The following is a 25,652-nucleotide window of genomic DNA, read 5'->3' on the forward strand; positions in this document are numbered from 1 at the left end:
AACATTATGAATACATATAAATATACCCTATCGTTAGTTTTTATACTGGTTTTTTTCACTTTTTATCAAGCTATCGCTCAAGACCGTTTGTTGAGTTTAGAAGACGCTAAAGCAATGGCCTTATCTAATAATAAAAAAATTAAAAAAGCTACTAAAACCATTGAAGCAGCCAAAGCAGCGCAGTCATCGGTTTACGCATCAGGTAAACCTTTTGTAGAGGCAAGTGGTATGGGAGTTCATGTTGGCGACCCTTTAAATTTACTATTGCCAGAGTTTTTTGCGAATGCCTCCTTAGGGGTAACTCAAGTAATTTATGCAGGTAGTAAAATAAATACTGCTAAAAAAATGAGCGCAACCGCAGTCGATTTGTATACATCACAGAAAGAATTAACAGATAGGGAAGTGCTTTTGGAGGTTGAAACAACGTATTGGCAAATAATAAATGTTAAAAGTAAAGTAGAGTTAGCGCAAAAATATAAAGACCTGTTAACAGAATTATTGAAAGATTTAACCAACTCATACAATGCAGGAATCATATATAAAAACGATGTGTTACGTGTGCAAGTACAATTAAATCAGGCAGAACTAGATTTTACAAAGGCAAATGATGGACTTAAACTACTAATGCTTAAGATGGCACAATTAACAGGTATGTCTAACATTGATTTTTTAATACAAGACACTATTAATAATGATGTTGTTTTAATAGAAGAGGTTTCGCAATCAATAGCAATTGATAATAGACCAGAAATTAAAATACTTAAAAGCGCTGTTGAAATTGAAGAGTTACAATCTAAAATTTTAGAGGCAGACAGAAAACCAACAATTGGACTTAATGTAAGTGGATTTTATGCCAACGGGAAGCAAATAAATTTTACAGATGGAAGTAATGATTTTACTTCATATTACGGATTGTTAAATGTTAATATACCCGTATTTGATTGGGGAAGCAGAAAGCAAAAAGTGAAGGAACAAAAATTTAAAGTTGAAGCACAAAAATTAGAATTGGAAGAAACAGAAGAATTGCTGTCACTTCAAATTCAAAATGCCTATTTAGAACTTCAGCAATCCATAAAGAAAGTGGATATCACAGAAAAATCTTTACAACAAGCCGACGAAAATTTAAGATTAAATCAAGATAGATTTGATGCCGGAACCGTAACAGGAAAAGATGTTTTAGAAGCACAAGTGCTTTGGCAACAAGCCTATTCAGATGTTATTGATGCTAAGGCAAACCATAGAATAAATGAAGCTAATTACAAAAAAACGATTGGGCAATAATACTAACCCGATTACATAATTTGGTTATGGAAACAGGGGTGTTTTTGGAAAAAAATATAACATGAGTTTTCGTCATTTTGAGGAGGCTTTCAAATTTAAACCATATAAAGATTATTGATATCTAATAATGAATAGAGATTACTATTACCTATATTTTTTTTCAATTTTACTTGTCAAAATTAATAAGTAAGAATCAATTTAAAACATTAAGTCAACAAGTGTTTCAATCATTAAATATGTTTCATATATATAAATATAATTCACTATCAAATTAAATTTTTACTAATGCTTTACAGAATTTTATATGTGTTTTCACTGCTTCCATTAAGACTATTGTATCTAATATCAGATGTTTGTTATTATTTATTGTATTATGTAGTAAAATATCGTAGAATAACGGTGTCAGAAAACATTAAGAACTCATTTCCTAATCTAAACAAAAAAGATAGGGTCGTTATTGAGAAAAGATTTTACAGAAATTTCTGCGATAATTTTATTGAGACCTTAAAGCTATTGTCTATATCTAAGAAAGAACTACATAACCGTATCACTGTAGATTATTCTGAATTAATAAACATAATATCTCAAAACAAAAATTGTCATGTTTATTTAGGACATCAGTTTAATTGGGAATGGGCAAATTTGCATATATCAAGCGTATTGGAAGAGAATGTTATAGTAGCCTATAAGCCAATAAAAAATAAACAATTTAATAGTTTAATGAAGCAAATGCGGAGTCGATTTGGTTCAAAATTGGTTGCATCCAAACAATTGAAAAAAGATATTGAAAAATTCAAGGATACCCCACATGTATTAATTTTAGTTGCAGACCAAACGCCTAAAATTTCAATAAAAAGTTATTGGACAAATTTTTTAAATCAAAAAACAGCCTTTTTAAGTGGAACTGAACTTTATACGGCATCAAATAAAACTACTACTTTTTTTGCAAATATTATTCGTTTAAATAGAGGTAATTACAAATTTGTTATAACACCTCTTTTTGATTTTTCAGAACCGTATCAAGTTGGACTCATTACCCAATTTTATGCTAAAAAAATAGAAGAATCAATAAATGAAAATCCAGAAAACTACCTCTGGAGTCATAGGCGTTGGAAACGAAAATATAAAGATGAATATCAAAGAAGGTGGATTGGAAATTTATCCTAAAAAAATCGAGTATGGTTTTTAAAAGAAAAAAGTTGATTTTGGAACAATCTACTAATATGTTTTTTAATTATGGAATCCAGCATATCACTATGGATGATATTGCAAAAAAATGTGGGGTTTCTAAAAAAACAATTTATAAATATTTTGAAAATAAAGATGATTTGTTATGTCAAGTTATAGAACTACAAATAAAAGAACTAAAAAAAGAAATTTTTGAAAATAAACAAATAAGCGAAAATGCATTAAAAGAATTAATGCTTTTTTTTGACTATGTAAATGAGCTTTTCTTTAGTATATCTGCTACCTTTGGCAAGGAATTAAAAAAATACTATCCAACAATTTTCTTAGAAGTTATTAAACACAAAAATACTATAGTAATGCCGTTTCTTTTTGAAAATATCAAGATAGGAAAACAAGAAGGTGTTTATAAAAAAGATATAAATACCGAAGAAATTTGTGAATCTTTTAATGATATTTCTAAAATAATCTTCTTGGATGGTTTTTTCTACAATCCAGGAACAAACCAAAATGCGCTTAAGTTTTTAAACTCATTGTTTTTACATAGATTGGTGTCGATAGAAGGGTTAGAAACGTTAAATGAGTTTAATAAAAATAAAACTACTTGAGTTCAAAATAGATTGTTGTAAACTATTGATTTTACTGTACAGTGTTAGTATTAGGTGTCATTCTGCCACCCCTGACTAATTATAGTTTTAATTTATGCAAGACCTGTTAATCATATCTTTGACAGGTTTTTTTTGTAAAAGTCAAAATATTGCTCCAATTCATACATGACTTTTAAGATTGTACCGTGTATATAATTAGCGTATTAGAAATTTAATGTTAATTTAACCTGTGTTTTTGTATTATTAGTATTGTAAAGTTGCAAAATGATTAATAATCAATAGTTATTTTATTGGATTAAATAAGAATCTGTATTTTAGGCGATGCTAATATTTTAAATAGTGCTTAATAAAGAAACTTTTAAAGATTTATTCAACGCCTTATATCCTAGACTTGTTTCTTATAGTTTTAAGTATGTGAAAGATGCATTTATTGCAGAGGAAATTGTAGAAGATTGTTTAGTAGTTTTATGGGAAAAACGTAAAGATTTAGCTCATATTGATAATGTTAAGCCATATTTATATACTATGGTTAGAAATGCTTCCTTTAAGTATTTAGAAAAAAAGAAAAGAATGATTTCGTTGGATCAAACAGTGCATGATTCAGCTGTTGTTATTGAGCAAGGTATTATAGAAGAAGAAGTACATGCTGTTATATTGTATCAAGCATTAGAAACATTGCCTCCTAAGTGCAGGAAAGTTTTTGAATTATCTTGTCTAAAAGGTATGAAATATAAAGATATTGCTACGGATATGGACATTTCTCTTAATACCGTAAAATCTCAGCGCTCAAGAGCTATTGAATTACTGAAAAAGCAATTAAAAAACAACCCATTTTTACTCATATTGCTATCCTCTTTCTAAAAAAACGTCTGTTAATTTCTTTGTATAAGTGTTAAAAATTTATGTAAAGAACTTGATAAAATATTAATTCATTGAAAAATATTTAATAAATAAAGAAAAGTATGTAAAGTTGTTATTTACAGTAAGTAAGCATGTGTTTTTGAATGGCTAATTTATATAGGGTGGAAAAAATAAATGTTAAATTCATTTTTTTTTCCACCCTTTTTTAATTCAAACAGATTATATAGATATAACAAAAATGTAACAATTTAATAACGCCAATAAACAAAAGCGTATGTCTGGTACTAATAAAGAATATTATATATCAAAACTGATTGTGAAATCAGTTTTAGGAACACTTTCATCGGAAGAGAATATTGATTTTGACAATTGGTATAGTGTTTCAGAGAATAGAGAGTTTTATCATAAGATTATAAAAGAAGAAAATTTTGAACATAAAATACTTCTATATAAAAGTTTAAATAAAAATGCTGCGTATTCTAGAATTATAAAAAGGATAGAGGATAAGCAACAATCAACAAAACAAAAGTTATCTATTAATTATAAAAATGCCTTTAAGTATGCAGCTGCAGCTATTTTATTGATTTCAATAGGTTATTATAGTGCCTCATATTTTTCTTCAGAATCATCTCCTGCCGAAATAAATGACTCGGTAGTTTTAGATTTAAAACCTGGTTATGAAAAAGCAACACTTGTTTTGGAAGATGGTACAGAAGTGAATCTTGAAAAGAATGAGTTTGTTACAGAACAGGCATCAGCAGAAGTTAAAAATCAAAATAATTCTTTGGTTTATAAGGAAAATAAAAAAGGCAAAATTTCTTCAAAAAAAGTAAGCTTAAATACTTTGTTTGTGCCAATAGGGGGTATGTATAATATTGTTTTATCTGATGGAACAAAAGTCTGGTTAAATTCTTCTTCTTCTTTAAAATATCCTACTTCTTTTGAAGAATCTAAAAGAATTGTAGAGTTGTCTGGAGAAGGATATTTTGAGGTTAAAAAAGATGTTAATAAAAGTTTTGTTGTAAAAACAAAAACGAGAGATATTTCGGTATTAGGAACTTCTTTTAATGTATCGGCTTATCAAGATGATGATTTTTTTGCGGCTACTTTAGCTGAAGGAAAAATAAAACTTTTGGGAGCTGAATCACAAGAGGAGGTTTATTTAAGTCCAGGAGAACAAGCTGTGGTTAGTAAGCAGGAATTAGGCGTTGCTCAGGTAAATAGGGTTAATCCAGAAGCTTACTCTGCTTGGAGAGAAGGTACTTTTTTCTTTAAAAATAAAAGTCTTGGAGATATTTTAAAAAAAGTGGGAAGGTGGTATAATTTTAAGGTCGATTTTTCTAACCAAGAACTTAGTCAAATAAAATTTACAGGGTTAGCATCAAAAGATTTTCCTGCAAAACGTTTATTGGATCGAATCAGTAAGTCAGCAAATGTAACATATGAAATAATTAAAAACACAAATACCAATGAAGAATACTTAGTAAAAATTTTAAAAAAAGAACCATAAGAAAACGGGAAATGCGCCAACATTTCCCGAAAAATCTTAGCAGTTAATCCTTGTTTCAACAATAATTAATCACACTAAAACGTAAAAATATGGAAAAAAATTTATCGGCTATAAATTATAGTCATGTTAAACGATTAAAAGATCAAATACTTTGGATAATGAAGAAAAGTTTAATTGGGTTTTGTATACTTTTTTTAAGTAATTCAGGTTTTGCTTACTCTCAAAAACTTACTTTGGAACTGGGAGAGGTAACCTTGGAAGAAGCATTAATATCTATTACCGAAAAAACAGATATAAATTTCTTTTATAGCAATTTTGAGTTGGATGCTAATAAATTAGTAAAAGCAGATTTTGTGGATGTGGATGTTATTGTTGCTACTATGCAATTAGTAGGAGACGGCTATAGTGTTCAGCAAGAAGAGGAAAACATTATTCTTATTTCTCCCATTAAAAAGAAACAGTCAGACACTAAGGCAAAAGAATCTGTACAAATAATTATTAGCGGAAAAATTACAGACGAAGGAGGAGTACCGCTTCCTGGAGCTTCTATTTTAGAAAAAGGCACTATGAATGGTGTCTCAACAGATTTTGATGGTAATTATGAAATTACAGTTTCACAAGATGCGGCCACATTGGTGTTTTCATACATTGGTTTTGTTACTCAAGAAGTATTAGTAGCTGGAAGTTCAAATATTGATATTATTTTAGTTGCAGATAACACTAATTTAGATGAAATTGTTATTGTTGGTTATGGTACTCAAAGAAAGAAGGATGTAGCTGGAGCCATATCAACGGTAGATACAGAGGATTTAGTACTATCATCATCACCATCAATAGGTGACGTATTAAGAGGGAAAGCAGCTGGGTTGCAAATCACTCAAAATAGTGCGCAACCAGGTGGAGGTTTAGACATCCAAATAAGAGGAGCAGGCTCTATAAATGCAAGTAATGAGCCCTTAGTTGTTGTAGATGGATTTCCCATTTCAAATTTTGAAGATTCTACATCTGGAAATAGATATGACTCAGGAACTCAAAGTATTTTAAATTCATTCAACCCGAACGATATTGAGTCTATATCAATATTAAAGGACGCTAGTGCAACTTCTATATATGGAGCAAGAGCTGCAAATGGGGTTATTTTGCTTACTACAAAAAAGGGTAAGTCGGGAAAAGTACAGGTAGAGTATAATTCGTCATTCTCTTACCAGCCATATACTAATAGTTTTGATGTTTTAAGTTTACAGGAGTGGATGCAATTAAGAAATGATGTAGCTTTAGAAAACTGGGAATTTAAAAATGGTGTAGCGCCATATGGTTCTAACACACTTGAGCAAGCTATAGAAAACCCTGTTAATGGTGTTGCATTTTCTAGGTTTTATTCAGATGATGAAATACTAAATGCAGGTTCGGGTACCAATTGGGTGGATTTAGTAACTAGAGATGGAACAACACAACAGCACAACTTATCATTAAGAGGTGGAAGTGAATCCACTAAATATTACTTATCTGGAAACTTATACGAACAAAAAGGAGTTTTAAATAATTCAGCTTTTGATAGAGCATCTTTGCGTTTAAATTTAGATCAAAAAATTAATGACTATATAAATGTTGGACTTAATTTAACTACAAGTAGAATTGTAAATGAAAACAGTCAATTAGGAGATGGTCAGTATGAAAACTCTGGATTAATATATTCTGCTTTAAAATATGGCCCACATATAGAAGCTATTGATGAGTTTGGGTATTATCCTGTAAATCCAGAAAACTCACAAGAACCAAATCCTTATTCATTACTTACTATTACAGATGAAGGGATTACAGATAGAAGTTTAACTAACTTTTTTATGGAAATAAAGCCTATTAAAGGTATGGTTGCTAGGTTTCAAGCAGGTATTGATCAGGGAACCAATGCTAGAAATACATATTTACCAAGAACGACTTTATGGGGCGAATTAGAAAATGGAAAAGCATCTATATACAATCAGAAAAAGAATGATCAACTTTTTGATTTTACTTTAAACTATTCAAAATTTATTAAGGAGGATCATAATTTTAATTTTTTAATTGGTTATTCGAGACAAAAATTTAGAACAGAAAGCGCTTCTTCTGGTAATAGTGCCTTTAAAACAGATGCGTTTTTATGGAATAACTTAAATGCAGGAGAAGGTACTAAAGTATTAGCATCTTCTAAAAGTGAAGAAAATTGGGTGTCATATTTTGGAAGACTCAACTACGTTTATAAAGACAGATATATTTTAACATCTTCTATTAGACGTGATGGATCAAGTAAATTTGCAGCCAATAATCAATTTGCAGTATTTTCATCGGTTGCTTTAGCTTGGGATATATCCCAAGAGCCATTCATGCAAAATTTAAAAAATGTTTCACAATTAAAGTTTAGAATTGGTTATGGTGAGACTGGGAATTCTGACTTCCCTGAAAATGCTTTTGCTGCCTATGAGTATTATCCAGCCTATTTAGGTTCAGATGAATCTATTTTGGTAGGGGCGTTTCAAACAAGATTAGAAAATCCAGATTTAAAATGGGAAACAACTAAAGAGCTTAACTTAGGTTTAGATTTTGGTTTTTTTGATGGTAAGTTATCCGGATCTGTAGAGGTTTACAATAAAAACATTGAAGATTTATTGCAATTAAAGGCTATTAATTCATATAATCCTTTAAATACGGTTTGGGCGAATGTTGGAAGTACACAAAGTAAAGGTGTTGAACTTACCTTGAATACCGTAAATGTAGATACTGAAAGTTTTAAATGGAGAAGCTCGTTTACTTTTTCTAAATTTAAAGATAGATGGAAAGAACGTGCAGAAGATTGGAAACCGTCAGTTTATGAAAATGTAGATGATCCTATTCGTTCACGGTACTCTTACATATCTGATGGGATTATGCAAATTGGTGATGTTGTTGATGCCCAACCAGATTTAATACCTGGGCAAATAAAAATAAAAGATGTAAATGGATTTTTAAGAGATGATTTAGGAAATCCAGTAACAGATGATAATGGAATATTTTTAAGAACCGGTGAAGCTGATGGTATTATAGATGCTGCAGATACCGTATTGATGGGGTCAACTGATCCAGATTTTATAGCAGGTTTTAGTAATACATTAACGTATAAAAACTTCGATCTTAATTTTCATTTTAATGGAATGTTTGGAAGAGAAATGGTAGATCCTACAGATTTAGCATTAGGGGTAAGTGCAGAAGCGGTAGCTACAAACGGACAAAATGTATTACGTAGTATCTATGACAGATGGACTCCTGACAATCCATCTACTACCAGACCTTCATCTTACTATGGGTATCCTGAGTACGGACCTGGTGATTTCTTTTTGCAAGATGCTTGGTTTATTAGACTTCAAAATGTTTCGTTAGCCTACAATATACCTCAGAAAACTTTTGGGAAGTTAATTAAAAGCGCAACGGTTAGATTTGATGCTCAAAACCTTTTTGTTATTACTCCTTATGAAGGTGTTGATCCAGAGACCGATGCTTATGCTGCAGCATATCCAAATGTAAAAACATATACTATAGGTATTGATTTAAAATTTTAAAAAAAAACCGTATGAAAAATATAAAAATTTGTTTGCTAGGCGTATTTGCTGCTTTTGCAATAGCCTGTAATCCAGAGTTAGAATCTATATATTACAATGAAATTAACCCAACAATATTTCCAGATTCCGAAGCAGATGTTGAATCTTTAGTGTTAGCAGCTTATTATCCATTAAGAGGTTCTTGGTCAGATGGGATACACTCTACGTCTGAACGCGGCATTATGTTTATGCTTGATGCTACTACAGAAATTCTTCAAGGGCCTTATGGCGATCAACTGACTCAATCATATCATAGTTATAATGAAAATACAAGTTCTATAACCCGTTTTTATGATGATTTTTATAACGATATAAGTAGTATGACTATTAATATTAATGGAATAGAAAACTCTTCTGTAAATGAAAATTTCAAGAAACAAGGTATAGCAGAGATAAAGTGCGCTAGAGCTTTTTTAAGTTATGAATTATTTGATATGTATGGCCCGTTGGTAGTAGCGCCCTTAGAGGTGTTAGAATCACCATTAGTTGAAACCCCATTAGCTAGATTAGGATATGATGAAATGGTGCGTTTTATTGAACAAGATTTATTAGATGCAATAGATGGTTTACCAAGCCCTGCTGATGCAGAGTATGGAAGGTTTAGTAAAGGTATGGCAAGAATGTTATTAATTAGATTGTATTTACACGAAAAAAGATGGGAAGATGTAGAAACACAGGCTAACGAAATAATAGCAATGAATTATTATGAATTGGAAGATGATTACGTTAGTTTATGGGATACAGAAGCACCTACTGATAGCCGAGAAATTATTTTTTCTATACCAGCAGATTATGCAGGAACAGTGGAAAATCAATGGCAGTTAATGGTGTTGCCTTCTAACTACCCAAATAGAGCAGGGTGGGGAACTATCCAAAGTTCTTGGGATTTTTATGATTCTTTTGAAGAAGGAGATGTACGTAAAACAAACTTAATTGCAGAATATGTTGGAACTGATGGAATTACTTATAATAGAAATAATCCAGGTTCTGTAATGCAGTTGGGGCCTATACCTTTAAAAATAGCTGAAGATGCAGATAGAACAACGGCATTTACAACTGTAGATATCATTCTTTATAGATATGCAGATGTATTACTGTCTAAAGCAGAAGCAATTGCTAATAAAACAGGTGTTCCAACTCAAGAAGCTATTGATTTAGTAAATGTAGTTAGAGGAAGAGCACAATTAGACCCAATATTACTGTCTGATTTTGCAGATATAGATACATTCAATACAATGATTTTATTAGAAAGATCTCATGAATATTGGTGTGAAAATGGACAGTATCGTTCAGATTTAATCAGACATGATAAGTACAAAGAACATTGTGATGATTTAAATGGTATTGCAAGTCAAAGTGAAGATTATAAAGTGCTATTTCCTTTTTCTTTAGAAAGAATAAGTGAAGGTAAAGGCGAATTTATCCAAAATACAGGATATAATTAATTTTTAGAGAACTACGCTATTAAGTTAAAACTTAATAGCGTAGTTCTCTAAATTTATAATCATACAAATAATAAAATAAATGGACACTAGAAGAAATTTTATAAAAAAAGCAGCAATAATGGGTACAGGCGTTACATTACTTCCAAGTTTTACTTTTGGAAAAGGGAATGTAAGGAATGCCGATAAATTAAAAATTGGATTTATAGGAGTTGGTTTGCGCGGTACAAATCATTTACAGAATTTATTGCTAAGAGATGATGTTAATATAACGGCCATTTGCGATATAGATCCTAAAAGAACCGATTTAGCCGTAAAACTTATTACAGAAAAAGGATTTAAAAAACCATTGATTTTTGGTAAAGATGATTATGATTATAAAAATCTTTTAGCTTTAGATGATGTGGATGCGGTAGTTATTTCTACCCCTTGGCTGTGGCATACGCGCATGGCAAAAGATACTATGAGGGCTGGTAAATATACTGGTTTAGAAGTTTCTGCAGCAAATACCATGGAAGAGTGTTGGGATCTTGTAAATGTACATGAACAAACTGGCACTCATTTAATGTTACTTGAAAATGTTAATTACCGTCGAGATATTATGGCAGTATTAAATATGGTAAAGCAAAACGTTTTTGGTGAGTTAATTCATTTTCGATGTGGTTATCAGCACGATTTAAGACACGTTAAATTTAATGATGGAAAAACAGCTTACGGTCCAGGTGTGGAATTTGGAGAAAAAGGTATTTCTGAATCGGCATGGAGAACGCAACATTCTGTTTTGCGCAATGCAGATGTTTATCCAACCCATGGCATAGGTCCTATAGCTGCCATGTGCGATATTAATAGAGGTAACAGATTTATGACGTTAACTTCTACAGCAACTAAAGCGGTGGGATTGCATAATTATATTGTTAAACATGGAGGAGAAAATCATCCAAATGCCAAAGTGAAATTTAAGTTAGGAGATGTTATTACATCCACCATAGAAACTACTAATGGCGAATCTATAATAGTGACCCATGATACTAATTTACCAAGACCTTATTCTTTAGGCTTTAGAGTTCAGGGTGCTAATGGGTTATGGGAAGTAGATGGTAACCGAATTCATATTGATGGAAAAACAAAAGCTCATGAATGGGACGCGGCAGATGATTGGTTAAAAAAATATGATCACCCATTATGGAAAAAGTATGGTGAGTTAGCTGATGGATCAGGACACGGAGGGATGGATTTCTTTGTGATGCATGCTTTTGTAGAGGCAGCTAAACTAAATGTTGCTCCTCCAATGGATGCTTATGACGCTGCTGCTTGGAGTGCTATTACACCATTGTCTGAGGCATCAATAGAAAATAATGGAGCGCCTCAAGATTTTCCTGATTTCACAAGAGGAAATTGGGTGAAAAGAAAACCTTATAACTGGATTAACGACAAATATTAGGTTGTGTTAATCATAAAGATAAAAATATGAAATATAAATTTTTAGCACTTTTAATCACGTGTATTTTCATTAATTGCTCAAGCGATAGTAGCTCATCAGATGATGGTGAAGGAGCTGTTTTAGATGAAAATATAACTGAAATTACATATACGGCATCAAATGAAGTTATTTCAAATCCTGAGCGAGGCTTTATGCATACATGGAGTGTTGTTTCAGAAGGAACACCTCTTAATTTAGTTACTTTGCAAAGTTTAGTAAATGAAAATGTTACAATTATCTTACGCCTTTATTATTTAGAAAAATTTAAAAATTCAGATTTAAGCACGGCACAATTAGATTTAATTAAAACAGATTTTCAAAATTTAAGAGCAGCTGGGGTAAAATGTATTTTACGATTCGCCTATAATAGTAATGAAAATGATACAGATGCCCCTTTGAATATTGTGGAGTCACATTTAGATCAGTTGAAGCCAATTTTTGAAGATAATGCAGATGTTATTTCATTTGTTCAAGCTGGTTTTATAGGCTCATGGGGTGAGTGGTATTATTCATCTAATGGGTTAGACACATCAGAAAATAGAGCAGCTGTATTAACTAAATTATTAGAGGTATTACCTGAAAGCATAAAAATTCAAGTAAGAACACCATTGTACAAGCAAACGTATTTTAATACAACAACAGCTATAGGAACAGATGTTGGTTATGGAACCTCAGATATAGCACGAGTTGGTTTTCACAATGACTGTTTTTTAGCCAGCGCAGATGATTATGGAACTTATCAAAATGTTCAAATTGAAAAATTGTATATAAGCAATGAAGCATTTTTTGTACCTACAGGAGGCGAAACATGTCCGCCAAGTGGTGTTTCTACAGCAAGCTGTGATACTGCTGAGGCAGAAATGACTTTGTTAAAATGGACCTATTTAAATCTAGATTATTATGGACCTGTGCTTAATGTTTGGAGAAATAATAGTTGTTTTACAGATTTTCAAAGACAGTTAGGTTACAGACTTTTATTAAAAACTGCCAATTTAGAAAATGAAGTGGAAACAAATGGAACACTTAATCTAGATATAGTAATCGATAACGATGGCTATGCACCCGTTTATAATACTAAAAATACATTTTTAATTTTAAAATCGGTTAGTGATGGTACCATTTACAAAAAAGCACTAAACTTTGATGTTAGAAAGGTAATTCCAGGTATAAATTATCAATTAGAAGAAGCAGTAAGTCTTACAGAAATTCCTTCTGGAAGCTATAAATTATTTTTGAAAATTGAAGATTCTCATGCTATTATAGCAGATAGGCCAGAATACGCTATACAATTAGCCAATACGAGTATGTGGGACTCAACAGAAGGGTTCAACGATTTACAACACACATTAACAATTAATTAAAACTATTTAATCTCTAAATATATTTAACATGAAGAAATTAACATTTTTATGCTATCTAATCGCAGTTTCATTGTTTTTAAACTGTGGTTCGGATGATGAGTCTTTAAACTCTAATGGAGGTATTGTAGTAGATTTTTCATTTACTAACGACGGAAATTTATTTGAATTTACAAATCTTTCAGAAGGAGCTACCTCTTATAGGTGGGATTTAGGAGATTTAAGTTTTTATTGCGAAAAAGAAAATCCAACTTATAGATATACTAAAATTGGAGGAGAAATTAATGTGACTCTTACTGCCATGAATGATGCAGGTGAAGAATCCCATATTACAAAAACAATTTCGGCTCCAGAAGTATATAATATTGATATTGAAATTGATGGTGATTTTGATGATTGGAAAAATGTCGAATTCATATATGATGAAAGTGCTTCGGGGTCAGGTTCTATGCAAAAAATTAAAATGTATGGAGGTGGAGATAACCTGAATGTTTATATAGAGGGTAATACTTTAATGCAAATGGAATTAGTTGATATTTATATTAATTCTGATGGAGATTCGTCAACAGGGTTTTTAAGCTGGCAATGGCCTGAAGGTTCTGGTGCAGAATATTTATTTGAGGGACCTTTATTAAGTAATTCTTGGGGGGCTTTTTATCAACATACAGATCCAAATGGAGGCTGGGGATGGTCTGCATTAGCAGGTTCTGGAGCCAATATGTATTCATCAGGTATTGTAAATTTAGATGCAGAAACGAATGCTATTGAATTTAGTATTCCAAAAACTCAATTAGGTGCTATTGGTAGTAGTGTTAGTCTTGCTATTTCAGAGTTAACTATTGGTTGGGCAGCAGTTGCTACGTTTCCTGAAGTAACTAGTACAAGTAGTTTTGTGTCTTATGACCTTCCTGAGGAGTCTTACACTTCTTGCCAGTAACGTTTTAATAAAGGCTCTTACATTAATTAGTTTGTAGGAGCTTGTATATTAGGAGTCTATCTTAATATCAACATATATTAAGATAGATGCCTTATGCTTAAATTTTACTTCAACTTAAAAAATTATAATGAGTAAAAAACATTTTTTAATAGTTAAAATCCTAATCTTGGGTTTTATGTTAAGCAATAATGCACTAAATGCTAAAAGTTTAAAGCATTTAGACGATGTAAAAAAACTTTCTCTTAAAAAAAGTCATGAAGATTTTACAGAAGAATCTATTCGTGTTGAATATTTAGAAGTTGGTAAGGATAACAGTAAGTATATTAGACTGACTCAACAAAAGGTGTTCATGACCGAGCAATCTAAAATTACAAACTTTAGTAATGAATCATATAGGGTTGTAATTAGCGAAATTTTTAGAGATGATTATACAGAAGTAAATGGTGAGTTGGAATACCTCGGAGAAGGAAGTTCTTGTGTAACTCTTAGAATAATTTTTCCTTTAAGTGGTGAAAAATGGATTTGGTATCGAGGTTTTCAAGATGCTGAGGTTATGAATAAAGATTCAGTTTATTTAGATGTTAAAGATATTTCTACAATACTACCTCCAGATGGAGCATTTAATATAAACAAGTCATCTAATGGGGGATATGGTGACCCTGTAGGACAAGGTCTTATGTCATTCTACCCACTTGCAGCAATAAGTATTAATAACAAGGGAGAAGGCTTAGGGGTAGATATGGCACTTCCATTAATTTATCGTTTGAGTGCAGAAAAAAATAAAGGGTTAATAGCTGAGTTTGATTTTGCAACCAGTCCCTTAACAGATAAATTTACTAATCGAGCTTTCTTTAAATTAAGTCGTTTCAATTTTAAACCAGATTGGGGGTTGCGGGCAGCTTTAAAAACGTATTACGCTATATATTCTGAGTCTTTTAAAAAACGTGTCGTAAATGAGGGGGTGTGGCTTCCTTTTACACCGCTTAGATCAATTAAGAATTGGGAGGATTTTGGGTTTTCTTATCACGAATTGTCCTGGAGTAGTTTTGATGAAAAAGATGGGGAGAAAATACCTAGTATAACATCTGATAAAGATACTGGAGTGTTAAGTTTTCAGTATACAGAACCTTGGGATGTTCAATTACCCATACTTACTAAAGAAATAGATTATGATACACTTGTTTCTAATACATTAATTCCAAAAGAACATAAAAATTATCTTGATAACAGTGCTACATTTGACAAAAATGGATTGTTGCAAACACGTAGACTTGAAACACCATGGTTTAATTCAGGCTGGGCTGTAAGTATAACAACTAATTGTGATCCAGATTTAGAAGGAGTAAACAGATATCAATACGTAAAGCAAACGGAGATAACCCCAGCGATTAAAATGAATGTAGATGGTGTTTATTTTGATTCTATGGAATGGAACTGGCACCATGATTTAAATTATCGAAAAGAACATTTTAAGTACACAGATTATCCTCTATCCTTTTCAAAAAATGTAAAAAGACCAGCGATATGGAATTTTACTTCTGAATTTGAATTAATGAAAAAGATAGCAGAAGAAATGCATTCTCAAGGGAAATTAGTAATGGGGAATGGGCATGGTTGGAATCCATTTGCAGCATCTAATCTTGATTTGTTTGGAGCAGAATTAAGCTGGTACTCAACTGGTGATCATGGTACTGAGGCATTAGATTTTAAACGAGCTATTTCATTTCAAAAACCTATTGTGTTTTTATTAAATGAAGGCTTAAATGATAAAGCTTTTACGGATTTTCCTTTTAAAGGTTATGAAATTTATTTCGAAAAACTTTTAGCTTATGGTTTTTTTCCTTCTTTTTTTAGTACAGATGCATCAAGTGATCCTTATTGGATGGATGATAAAAAAGTTGAAAATGGTCGCCCCTTTTTCAAAAAATACATCCCTATTATAAAACAAATTTCAGGTGCTGGATGGGAGCCTGTTACTCATGCTGTTTCTAATTTAGAGTCAATACGTATTGAGCGTTTTGGAACAGCAAATAATCTTTATTTTACTATTAGAAATAATGGTAATATTGATGAAAAATGTTCTATAATTTTAAATCAATCAGAGTTGGAAATAGTAGACGGATTTTCGGCTTTAGAGTTAATTAACAACCAGGAGATAACGGTTAAAAATAATGTTTTGTTTATTGATATTCCTGCAAACCGTACGCAAGTAATAAAAATAGATTAAAAACTAAAGCCTTCTAGAATTGTTGTTTGTAGGGTTTTGAAATATTTGTTATCTAAAAATATGAGCATAATATGAAAAAAACAGAAAATAACCGCTTAATGTCTATTGATGTATTACGAGGCTTTGATATGTTAATGATTATTTTTGCAGATCGTTTTTTTGCACATTTACATCAAGCTTCACAAACAACAATTTCAAGTTTTTTTGCCACTCAGTTTGAGCATCCAGATTGGTTTGGTTTTCATTTTTATGATATTATTATGCCGCTTTTTCTGTTTTTAGTGGGAGTAGTAATCCCTTTTTCAATGGAAAGACGGGTAAAAGAAATAGAGAGTAAAACAAAACTTTATCCGCATTTAATTAAACGATTTGTTATTTTGTTTATCTTGGGTTGGATTGTTCAGGGTAATTTACTTGCTTTAAATGTCAATGAATTTAAGATTTTCAGTAACACCCTTCAGGCAATTGCTGTGGGTTATTTGTTTTCTTGTGTGGCATATATCCACTTGAATAAAAAAACAAGATATATTGTGTTTTTGCTGTGTCTTGTTGTGTATACTCTATTATTAGAATTTGCAAATATTCCAGGAATTGGAAAGAGTGAATTATTACCAGATAAAAATATAGCTTTATATATTGACCGATATGTTTTTGGTCGTTTTGATGATGGTTATCAATATACTTGGTTGCTATCTGGTTTAGGTTTTATTGCAACGGTATTATCTGGTTTATTTGCAGGAGAGATACTTCGTACTAAATTGCCAAGAAAAAAAATAGCGCGTCATATTCTAATAGCTGGCATTAGTTTTATTGTGGTTGGATTCATTTTTAATTTATGGCACCCAAGTGTCAAGAAAATTTGGAATAGTACGTTTGTGCTACTATCATCAGGAATCTGTTTTGTTTTATTGGCATTTTTTTATTGGTTGATTGATATAAAAGGGTATGTAAAGTGGAGCTTCCCTTTAAAAGTAATTGGAGTTAATGCTATAACAGCTTATGTTGTTTCCCATGTTATAGATTTTTCTGAAGTAGCCAAATATATATTATTCGGGTTTGAACAATATTTAGGAAGCTATTTCCATGCCTTTGCAACAACTGGCGGGTTTGCTATTATTTATTTATTGCTTTGGTATATGAATAAAAATAAAACATATATAAAAGTATAATTAGCCCTCCCCTTTTTTTGAACTTTATTGAAATCATTACTCATATGAATAATGATAATGGTTTACCTGTTAATTAGATAAGATGTTTTTGTTTCAGAAAAAAATAATTTATAGATTTACTATATAGGTACTATATGGTTTGTAACCCCAAAAGCGAATAGTTTTAGTATTATGAATCTCTATGATATTTATATAAACTTTATTGGTTTTTTTGGTTAATTTAGTTGCTCAAAATTACTTGTTTAACAAAGGTTTTTGAATGGAATAAGATGTATAAACTATAAACATATTGTTTTGAAAAATGACACAAAAAAATTAAAACACGAACAGGTTCAATACATCGAGTTTTTATCAAGTGATATTGATAAGGCAAAACATTTTTATCAAACTTGTTTTAATTGGAAGTTTACAGATTATGGTAAAACCTATACCGCATTTGAAGGAGATTATGTAGATGGTGGGTTTACAAAAGGAAAACCACAAATAGGTAGTATTCTAATTGTACTCTATTCAAATGATATTGAATACACAAAAAATAAGATAATTAACGCAGGAGGTATTATAGTAAAAGACACATTTGATTTTCCTGGGGGTAAACGCTTCCACTTTAATGACCTAGATGGTTATGAACTTGCAGTTTGGACGCAGTAACAGTTATATAATATAAAAGTAGTCTTTGTATAATATATAGAATAGAACATAAAATACATTATTACTTCTAAAGAAGTGTAACATTTTTTAAAATAAGATTACAAAAAGTTTATCTAAAAAACACTTTTACTAAATTTATACTGTATAGAATACCCCATCTACACATATGTGTTACTAAACGTTAGTATTACTCATAAATTATCATATAACGATGAATAATCCATGGTTAGAAATCCCTTCAGATGATTATGAAAATCATATGTCTGAAATAGGTCAATCTCAAATTTTAAATCAATTATTAGAGAAGCATTTAAATCAATATAAGCCTAAAAAATTTGCTCTACTTGGTTGTTCTACAGGTAACGGTCTTGAACATATCGATAGCCGGATTACAAAAACTACTTATGTTATTGATATTAATCCTAAATATCTAGAAATAACATACCATAAGTTTCATAAGACATTAAACTTAAAACCATATAATATTGATATACAAAATACAGCATTGGATTTTAGGGATATTGAGTTGTTTTTTATTGGTTTAGTTCTTGAATATGTTGACCCGCTAAAATCACTTAAAAATATCATTACAACCTTAGGTAAAAATGCGATTCTAAGCTTGGTAATTCAAAAGAACGAGAAAACGACCTTTGTTACCTCTACAAAATATAAATCTTTAGAAAAATTATCTAAAATTTCAAACCAAGTTAATGAAGATAATATTAGCTCTTTCCTTCTTCAAAATGGCTTAGAATTAATAAACCGAGACGTAATTGTTTTAAACAAAAACAAGTCTTTTATATATTTAAATTACCAACTTTTATAGCGATAATTATTACAGTACTATAGCATTATTACAAAGGGATATAAATTTTAAAATTTATCTTTTTGCATATCTTATTTTTCCATAATTTTCAGAGAAATTTGTAACCAATAGCAGCACTACATACTTAGATTATTTCTTTCAACACTTTTTAAATTGAAATGATGGAAAATGCTACAGAATTAATAAATTATGCTTCAAAAGCTCCTTCAAGTCACAATAGTCAACCCTGGATATTTAAAGTAAAAGAACATTCAATTGAAATTCATCCTGACAAAAATGGTGCACTTCCAATTGTAGACCCTGATAATCGAGAATTATATATCTCCTTAGGTTGTGCTACAGAAAATATATGTTTGGTATCTCCATATTTTAATTATAATACGGAATTAGAAATTATAACAACTTCCAATGATTACACTTTTATAAAAATACGGTTTAAAGAAACTAGTAAAAACAACAATACCACAATACTAAACCTTATAAACAATAGGCAATCCAATAGGAGTATCTATACTGGAAAGCATATTTCAGATACTTCCATCAAAACATTAGAGAGCATATTGACTTCGTTAAACATTAATACTTATTATTTTAAAAATGGAACACCTGAATTTAAAATGATAACAGATTATATTTTAAAAGGTAATACCATTCAAATGAGGGATTCTAAGTTTAAGGCAGAATTGTTATCCTGGATTCGATTTAATAATTATGAAATAAAAAATACCCAAAATGGCCTAACCTATAAAGTGATGGGTGCCCCACAAACACCACGATTTATAGGTAAAATGGTAGTGAAATCTTTTCTAACTCCATCTAAACAAAATAAAAATGATATAGAAAAGATAAACTCATCCTCACACTATATTTTATTTACAACAAAGCACAATACGGTTACAGAGTGGATAAAATTGGGGAGGCATTTACAACATATCTTATTAAAGTTGACCGAATTAGATATTGCATGTGCCTACATGAATCCTCCTTGTGAAATACATTCTTTATCTGAAGAATTAAAAAATAGTATACCTATAATTAAACAGGAATACCCGACCCTAATTTTAAGAATAGGCTATGCTAATAAAGTTCCATATTCTCCCAGAAAAAGTATCAATAAAATAATTGTAAACTAGTATAAATGAGCAATAATAATCAAATCTCTCTTGGAAGTTAGCAATATCTATCAAGTCCTTTTAGCTTACAAAAATTAATTTTGTTTCAATTACCGGTAATAGAATTAATTAGTGTAAATAAAACTATAATGAAATGAAAAACTCATATGTAATACAACCAATAGGACGAATTAGTTATGAAAATAACATGTGTTGCCTTCACCTTGATAAAACGTATATTTCTGGAATAAAAAACTTAAACGGATTTAAGTATCTTCAGATAATTTGGTGGGGCCATTTAAATGATAATCCAAAAAGTAGAAGCACCTTAATTATTAATAAGCCATATAAAACAGCACCTAAACAATTGGGTGTTTTTGCTACCCGTTCTGATTCTCGACCAAATCCCATACTTATAACAACTATAGAAGTTATAAAAATAGATGAACAAACGGGTGAAATTTACACCCCTTATATAGATGCTGAAGATGGAACTTTTATTTTAAATATTAAACCTTATCACAAAATGGAAAGAGTTAAAGACTGTGTAGTTCCAGGTTGGTGCAAACACTGGCCAGAATGGTATGAAGACACTGAAAGCTTTAATTGGAAAGATGAATTCTCCTTTGAAGCATAAATAAAAAGTGGCGAAAAGGTTTTTAAAAACCTTTTCGCCACATACAAAACGTTACCACTGCATGCCAGTGATTTGACATAATATAGAATAACTCATAAATGTTAAATTAATGCAATGACTAATAAAGAAATTATACTAAAATCCATAGACTATATAGAAGATAACCTGTGTAGTAATTTAGAAGTTTTAATGGTTTCAAATGAAGTATGTTATTCCTTGTTTCACTTTATACGTCTGTTTCAAAGTATAACAGGGTTTTCACCTAAAAGCTATATACAAAAAAGAAGGTTAACCGAAGCCTTAAAACTAATTAAAGAAACTGATAGGAAAATAAGTGATATAGCCTATAATTTTCATTTTGGAAGTCCCGAATCTTTTTCAAGAGCATTTAATAAACAATTTGGTATTACTCCAATAGGAATTCGTTCAGGAGTTTCCACTAAAAACCTCTCAACATTAGAGCGAATAACAATAGACTATTTATATCAATCTAAAAACCTAAAAGAAACTCAGCCAAGATTATTAGTGTGTAAAACTAAAATTCTTGTGGGAACCTCTTTTTTTATTAAAAACAAAATTAAGGTAGAGGATTTATCAAAAGAATGGGGACTGTTTTTTCAAGAAATAGATACCATTGAAAATATGATAGAACCTAAAAAATATTACCAAGTACAATATTGGTCTGACCAACAAGATTATGGAGGGATGTTTTTTTTTATTGGTGTTGAAGTAGAAAAAATAACCAACATCAACCCTCTATTTGTGGTAAAAACAATACCAGAAAATAGATACTTATGTTTTAAACATCAAGGATTAGCCAATAAGGTAGAATTTACTTATAAGTTTATTTACAATCAATTTTTACCAAACACCAATTACACATTAAATAAGCCTTTTAACTTTGAATGTTATGACACATCCTATTTAGGACCATATAATGAAAATTCTGAAAGTCTAATTTACATTCCTATAACTTAATTTACTAAAAATAATTGCCATTATAATAAGTTGATTCAGAACTAAATAATCAGAATAATATGACTAAAAAAACAATATTATGCTCACAATAATATCCGTAAGAGAACAGATACAATATAAAGATATAGCCATTACATATCTACAAGAAAGTTGGCCTTCCATGTCTCCAAAAATATATACAGATTGTATATCTCATTGTATTGGTGCAGAGTACATTTTGCCCCAATGGTATCTACTTCTTTTAGATAATGAAGTAATTGGCTGTGCAGGATTAATTTCAAATGATTTTATTAGCAGAATGGACCTTACCCCTTGGTTATGTGCACTCTATATTGATACTAATTATAGAGGCCATAATTACGCTAAGTTACTTATAGACAAAGCTAAAAAGGACACTAAAACTTTCGGATTTAAATATATAAATCTTTGTACAGATTTAGAAGGATATTATGAAAAACATGGTTTTGAACATATTGGTCAAGGTTACCATCCTTGGGACGAAGAATCAAGAATCTATCAAATATTAGTTTAAACAGCAGATTAAAACCTATATAAATTTAAACCTTATGAAACCTATTTTAGCTAAGAATATCACTGAACTTATTAAAGAAGAATACCAAAATATAACAGGGATTGTAATTTCTGATAAAAATGAAATTATATATGAAAACTATTTTCAAGGATATAAAAAGGAAGACACGGTTCACATTGCATCTGTTACTAAAAGCATAATATCTATACTTATTGGAATTGCAATAGACAAAGGGCTCATAAAAAGCATACAACAACCGCTTATAGATTATTTTCCTAACTACACCCTAAAAAAAAGGGAAAAGGTTTTACCACACATTACAATAGAACAGGTATTAACTATGACGGCGCCTTATAAATTTAAATACGAACCTTATACCAAAGTATACGCAAGTGAAGATTGGACAAAATCTGCTTTAGACCTCTTAGGAGGCAAAAAATTAAGTGAAGATTTTAAATATACAACCGTTGGAATTCAAGTTTTATCCGGATTAATTTGTAATGCAACTGGCAGTTCCGTTTTGGATTTTGCTACCAAACATCTATTTCTTCCGTTAGAAATTAATCCACCAAAACCTATAAGAATACACACTAAAGATGAACACTTTGCTTTTCTTAAAAATAAGCATGTGCATGGCTGGGTAACAGACCCTAAAGGTGTAAATACCTCCGGTTGGGGAATCTGTTTAACCACAAGAGATGTTGCTAAAATTGGCCAATTGTACCTTAAAGAGGGAAAATGGAATAACCAACAATTAGTATCTTCTAACTGGATACAAAAAAGTACCATTACACATAGCCAATGGAATGATAAATCTTATGGATATTTATGGTGGGTAATTAACCCTAATACCTATGCAGCAATTGGTGATAGTGGAAATATTATTCTGGTAGATAAAAAATTAGAATTAGTAATCGCTATTACCTCCAGTTTTAAACCACGAGCTAAAGATAGAATTACCTTAATAACAGAGAAAATTATTCCTAATTTACATCTATATTAATTAAAAAGTAAAACATTTTAAGTTCTTTTTATAGTGTCGGTTGTAATTTAGCTTAAAGTAAGTTTTTATAAGATATCTAATTGATGCATGTGATTTCAGGGGATAGCACTATTGTTGCATCATTGCATTTGTTTCTGGTCTAAATTTCAATTAGCTTAGCTTTTTCTTAAATTATAAGTAAATACAATTTATGAGTTTTTCCGACACTATAACAGCTTTAGTGCCATTTTCAGATGATGAATTAAATGATATCCTTAATCATTTTACAATGAAATTAGTTTCTAAAAATGAAATTCTTGTCAATCAAGGTGAAATATGTAAGTACTTGTATTTTATAGAACAAGGTATGGGGAGAAGTTATTATTTAAACGAAAACCAAAAAGAAATTACACAATGGTTTTTTGGGAAAGGAAAGTTCATGACTAGTGCTGATAGCTTTTTTCAAAAAAAACCAAGTTTGTATTATTTAGAAGTATTGGAAGATTCTATTCTATACCTCATTTCTAAAGAGAATTTGGATAAATTATTTGATAAATATTCCAAAATGGAAAAATTAGGGCGACTTGTTATTTCTGAAATGTTAACTAATGTGGTTAATAAACTTAATGCTATTCAATTTCAAACTGCAAGAGAACGCTATGATTATATGTTAGCCGAATTTCCAGATATTGTTTATCAGGTTTCATTAGGGCATATTGCGTCATATTTAGGAATGGCACAAGAAACATTAAGTCGTATCAGAAGTCAAGATTCTATCAACTAAAACATATCATAACGTCACTTTTTGATATAGGTCAAAAATAAATTCTGAATTCGGTAATACCTTTGCATAGTAATTAAAAGCTATGTACAATGAACTTAAATAAAGTTGTATTTAATGATGTTTTATTGGTATTTGTAATTCTAATGCCCATGATAATTTCGGCACAAGAATTAGACCCAATATTGAAAGATTTAATTCATAAAGGTATTAGTAAAAATTATACTCTAAAAAGTAATCATATTGAATCAGAACAAGCTAAAGTTGACCAACAAATGGCAAAATCGGTATTCTTGCCAAAGATTACATTAAATGGAAGTTTTACAAGGTTAAATGATGATATTACTTTTGATGATGATACAAAAAACTTGTTAATTGAAACTCAAAAACTCATTATTAAAGATGCCGTTGGATTACCTTTTAACTCAACTTTTCCAGATGATATTCCATTGCAAGAAGCGGCAAACTTACAGAATAAGAATATTCTAAAATCTTCAGTTGATTTAGATTGGGTATTATTTAGTGGTTTTGAAGCCAGTAATGCGCTGAAAGCAAGTAAACATAAAGAGTCTTCATTAAATTATGTGGGCTTAGCAGAAGCGGACAAAATCGCATTACAAATTATTGAAACTTATGATAAAATGGCACTTGTAAAAGCTTCTAAAAAAGTTTTAACTGCCACAGAAAATTATTTAAACGAACAAACCTTTTATGCTAAAAAAGCCATTGAAAATGGATTAGCCACACCTTTAAGTCGAAAAAAAATTGAACTTGCACAACAACAATTAGCAGCAAAACAACTCGATTTTGAACATAAAAATATTTTATTAGTTGAAGTACTTCATCAATTGACAGATGAATCTAAAGAAAAGTTGAAATTGCTTCAACCAAAATTGCATTTGTTTTCATTTGAAGGAACCTCTAACAATGAAAAACGAAATGAAGTTAAAGCTTTAGAAGAGGCTGAGAAAGCTACAAATTATAAGGTGAAAATGGAAAAAAGCAATTTTATTCCTAAAGTAGCCATAAAAGGACATTATGAGTTTATAGAAGATGATTTATCCCTATTTGATCCAAAGTGGTTTATTGGTGCTGGCGTAAAATGGCATGTTTTTGATGGTAATTCATCCCGGTTAAATAGTAAAAAAATACAATTAGAAAGTCTGAAATTTAGAGAGCAGATAAATGATGCTAATGAAATGATTGCTTTAAGTATTACGAAAGCTCAATTAACATATGAAGCCGCTAAGGAAAATACTAAAATTGTTAAAAAAGAAATTGAAATAGCTAACGCTACCTACAACTTGGTTAATAAACAATACAAAAACAATTTGGCCTCAATTAATGATGTGCTTGATGCGTTAAATGATGTTGAAAAAGCCAATTTCAAATTACAAGAATCATTCTATAACGAACGAAGAGCCGTTGTAGATTTATTTCATGCTAAGGGCCTACTAACTTATTAATTCAATTTATAACCCAAA

General features: G+C 30.5%; 21 protein-coding genes. All 21 read left to right on the top strand.

The genetic code is table 11. The features are described 5' to 3' along the window. Nucleotides 1–6 precede the first annotated feature (6 nt). Entirely contained in the window at nucleotides 7–1,281 is a 1,275-nt protein-coding gene (locus APS56_RS14580) for a TolC family protein (protein WP_054729904.1), read from the top strand. A gap of 285 nt (nucleotides 1,282–1,566) precedes the next feature. Then, nucleotides 1,567–2,448 (top strand): lysophospholipid acyltransferase family protein, encoded by an 882-nt coding sequence (locus tag APS56_RS14585; protein ID WP_082379364.1) that lies wholly within the window; start codon nucleotides 1,567–1,569, stop codon nucleotides 2,446–2,448. 11 nt (nucleotides 2,449–2,459) lie between these two features. Further along, the gene (locus APS56_RS14590) at nucleotides 2,460–3,074 is read left to right on the top strand and encodes a TetR/AcrR family transcriptional regulator (protein WP_054729910.1); all 615 of its coding nucleotides are present in this window, start codon (nucleotides 2,460–2,462) and stop codon (nucleotides 3,072–3,074) included. Between the two features lie 339 nt (nucleotides 3,075–3,413). Continuing rightward, nucleotides 3,414–3,935: an RNA polymerase sigma-70 factor gene (locus APS56_RS14595; RefSeq protein ID WP_054729913.1), complete on the top strand. Its 522-nt coding sequence runs from the start codon at nucleotides 3,414–3,416 to the stop codon at nucleotides 3,933–3,935. 274 nt (nucleotides 3,936–4,209) lie between these two features. Continuing rightward, entirely contained in the window at nucleotides 4,210–5,445 is a 1,236-nt protein-coding gene (locus tag APS56_RS14600) for a FecR family protein (protein ID WP_054729915.1), read from the top strand. 89 nt (nucleotides 5,446–5,534) lie between these two features. After that, a complete protein-coding gene (locus APS56_RS14605) occupies nucleotides 5,535–9,017 on the top strand; it encodes a SusC/RagA family TonB-linked outer membrane protein (RefSeq protein WP_054729917.1) in 3,483 nt (1,160 codons plus the stop codon). An 11-nt stretch (nucleotides 9,018–9,028) separates the two neighbouring features. After that, entirely contained in the window at nucleotides 9,029–10,501 is a 1,473-nt protein-coding gene (locus APS56_RS14610; RefSeq protein WP_054729919.1) for a RagB/SusD family nutrient uptake outer membrane protein, read from the top strand. 79 nt (nucleotides 10,502–10,580) lie between these two features. Continuing rightward, nucleotides 10,581–11,939: a Gfo/Idh/MocA family protein gene (locus tag APS56_RS14615; RefSeq protein WP_054729921.1), complete on the top strand. Its 1,359-nt coding sequence runs from the start codon at nucleotides 10,581–10,583 to the stop codon at nucleotides 11,937–11,939. A gap of 26 nt (nucleotides 11,940–11,965) precedes the next feature. Next, nucleotides 11,966–13,339 carry a DUF4832 domain-containing protein gene (locus tag APS56_RS14620; RefSeq protein ID WP_054729923.1) on the top strand — a complete coding sequence of 458 codons (1,374 nt, stop codon included), beginning with the start codon at nucleotides 11,966–11,968 and terminating at the stop codon, nucleotides 13,337–13,339. 28 nt (nucleotides 13,340–13,367) lie between these two features. Next, entirely contained in the window at nucleotides 13,368–14,273 is a 906-nt protein-coding gene (locus APS56_RS14625; RefSeq protein ID WP_157757682.1) for a PKD domain-containing protein, read from the top strand. Between the two features lie 127 nt (nucleotides 14,274–14,400). After that, nucleotides 14,401–16,500: a hypothetical protein gene (locus APS56_RS14630; protein ID WP_169786444.1), complete on the top strand. Its 2,100-nt coding sequence runs from the start codon at nucleotides 14,401–14,403 to the stop codon at nucleotides 16,498–16,500. Nucleotides 16,501–16,571: 71 nt separating this feature from the next. After that, nucleotides 16,572–17,669, top strand: a complete 1,098-nt coding sequence (locus tag APS56_RS14635; protein ID WP_054729933.1) for an acyltransferase family protein — start codon at nucleotides 16,572–16,574, stop codon at nucleotides 17,667–17,669. A gap of 294 nt (nucleotides 17,670–17,963) precedes the next feature. Then, nucleotides 17,964–18,320 (top strand): VOC family protein, encoded by a 357-nt coding sequence (locus APS56_RS14640; RefSeq protein ID WP_054729936.1) that lies wholly within the window; start codon nucleotides 17,964–17,966, stop codon nucleotides 18,318–18,320. A gap of 211 nt (nucleotides 18,321–18,531) precedes the next feature. Further along, nucleotides 18,532–19,146, top strand: a complete 615-nt coding sequence (locus APS56_RS14645; protein ID WP_054729941.1) for a methyltransferase domain-containing protein — start codon at nucleotides 18,532–18,534, stop codon at nucleotides 19,144–19,146. Nucleotides 19,147–19,307: 161 nt separating this feature from the next. Further along, complete coding sequence (locus tag APS56_RS14650; protein ID WP_082379366.1) at nucleotides 19,308–20,279, top strand: Acg family FMN-binding oxidoreductase; 972 nt, start codon at nucleotides 19,308–19,310, stop codon at nucleotides 20,277–20,279. 133 nt (nucleotides 20,280–20,412) lie between these two features. After that, nucleotides 20,413–20,895 (top strand): TrmO family methyltransferase domain-containing protein, encoded by a 483-nt coding sequence (locus tag APS56_RS14655; protein WP_054729946.1) that lies wholly within the window; start codon nucleotides 20,413–20,415, stop codon nucleotides 20,893–20,895. A gap of 114 nt (nucleotides 20,896–21,009) precedes the next feature. Further along, a complete protein-coding gene (locus tag APS56_RS14660) occupies nucleotides 21,010–21,873 on the top strand; it encodes an AraC family transcriptional regulator (protein ID WP_054729949.1) in 864 nt (287 codons plus the stop codon). Nucleotides 21,874–21,952: 79 nt separating this feature from the next. Then, nucleotides 21,953–22,405: a GNAT family N-acetyltransferase gene (locus APS56_RS14665; RefSeq protein ID WP_054729952.1), complete on the top strand. Its 453-nt coding sequence runs from the start codon at nucleotides 21,953–21,955 to the stop codon at nucleotides 22,403–22,405. A 34-nt stretch (nucleotides 22,406–22,439) separates the two neighbouring features. Beyond that, nucleotides 22,440–23,408 carry a serine hydrolase domain-containing protein gene (locus APS56_RS14670; protein WP_054729954.1) on the top strand — a complete coding sequence of 323 codons (969 nt, stop codon included), beginning with the start codon at nucleotides 22,440–22,442 and terminating at the stop codon, nucleotides 23,406–23,408. 190 nt (nucleotides 23,409–23,598) lie between these two features. Continuing rightward, nucleotides 23,599–24,171 (top strand): Crp/Fnr family transcriptional regulator, encoded by a 573-nt coding sequence (locus APS56_RS14675; RefSeq protein WP_054729958.1) that lies wholly within the window; start codon nucleotides 23,599–23,601, stop codon nucleotides 24,169–24,171. A gap of 89 nt (nucleotides 24,172–24,260) precedes the next feature. Next, the gene (locus APS56_RS14680) at nucleotides 24,261–25,634 is read left to right on the top strand and encodes a TolC family protein (RefSeq protein ID WP_054729960.1); all 1,374 of its coding nucleotides are present in this window, start codon (nucleotides 24,261–24,263) and stop codon (nucleotides 25,632–25,634) included. Nucleotides 25,635–25,652: the final 18 nt, after the last annotated feature.

This window comes from Pseudalgibacter alginicilyticus, assembly GCF_001310225.1.
In the GTDB taxonomy this organism is placed as follows: domain Bacteria; phylum Bacteroidota; class Bacteroidia; order Flavobacteriales; family Flavobacteriaceae; genus Pseudalgibacter; species Pseudalgibacter alginicilyticus.

Bases quoted from the DNA above. Each gene is read 5' to 3' on its own strand.
- APS56_RS14580 (WP_054729904.1), top strand. From the start codon at position 7: ATGAATACATATAAATATACCCTATCGTTAGTTTTTATACTGGTTTTT.
- APS56_RS14585 (WP_082379364.1), top strand. From the start codon at position 1,567: ATGCTTTACAGAATTTTATATGTGTTTTCACTGCTTCCATTAAGACTA.
- APS56_RS14590 (WP_054729910.1), top strand. From the start codon at position 2,460: ATGGTTTTTAAAAGAAAAAAGTTGATTTTGGAACAATCTACTAATATG.
- APS56_RS14600 (WP_054729915.1), top strand. From the start codon at position 4,210: ATGTCTGGTACTAATAAAGAATATTATATATCAAAACTGATTGTGAAA.
- APS56_RS14605 (WP_054729917.1), top strand. From the start codon at position 5,535: ATGGAAAAAAATTTATCGGCTATAAATTATAGTCATGTTAAACGATTA.
- APS56_RS14610 (WP_054729919.1), top strand. From the start codon at position 9,029: ATGAAAAATATAAAAATTTGTTTGCTAGGCGTATTTGCTGCTTTTGCA.
- APS56_RS14615 (WP_054729921.1), top strand. From the start codon at position 10,581: ATGGACACTAGAAGAAATTTTATAAAAAAAGCAGCAATAATGGGTACA.
- APS56_RS14620 (WP_054729923.1), top strand. From the start codon at position 11,966: ATGAAATATAAATTTTTAGCACTTTTAATCACGTGTATTTTCATTAAT.
- APS56_RS14625 (WP_157757682.1), top strand. From the start codon at position 13,368: ATGAAGAAATTAACATTTTTATGCTATCTAATCGCAGTTTCATTGTTT.
- APS56_RS14630 (WP_169786444.1), top strand. From the start codon at position 14,401: ATGAGTAAAAAACATTTTTTAATAGTTAAAATCCTAATCTTGGGTTTT.
- APS56_RS14635 (WP_054729933.1), top strand. From the start codon at position 16,572: ATGAAAAAAACAGAAAATAACCGCTTAATGTCTATTGATGTATTACGA.
- APS56_RS14645 (WP_054729941.1), top strand. From the start codon at position 18,532: ATGAATAATCCATGGTTAGAAATCCCTTCAGATGATTATGAAAATCAT.
- APS56_RS14650 (WP_082379366.1), top strand. From the start codon at position 19,308: ATGGAAAATGCTACAGAATTAATAAATTATGCTTCAAAAGCTCCTTCA.
- APS56_RS14655 (WP_054729946.1), top strand. From the start codon at position 20,413: ATGAAAAACTCATATGTAATACAACCAATAGGACGAATTAGTTATGAA.
- APS56_RS14660 (WP_054729949.1), top strand. From the start codon at position 21,010: ATGACTAATAAAGAAATTATACTAAAATCCATAGACTATATAGAAGAT.
- APS56_RS14665 (WP_054729952.1), top strand. From the start codon at position 21,953: ATGCTCACAATAATATCCGTAAGAGAACAGATACAATATAAAGATATA.
- APS56_RS14670 (WP_054729954.1), top strand. From the start codon at position 22,440: ATGAAACCTATTTTAGCTAAGAATATCACTGAACTTATTAAAGAAGAA.
- APS56_RS14675 (WP_054729958.1), top strand. From the start codon at position 23,599: ATGAGTTTTTCCGACACTATAACAGCTTTAGTGCCATTTTCAGATGAT.
- APS56_RS14680 (WP_054729960.1), top strand. From the start codon at position 24,261: ATGAACTTAAATAAAGTTGTATTTAATGATGTTTTATTGGTATTTGTA.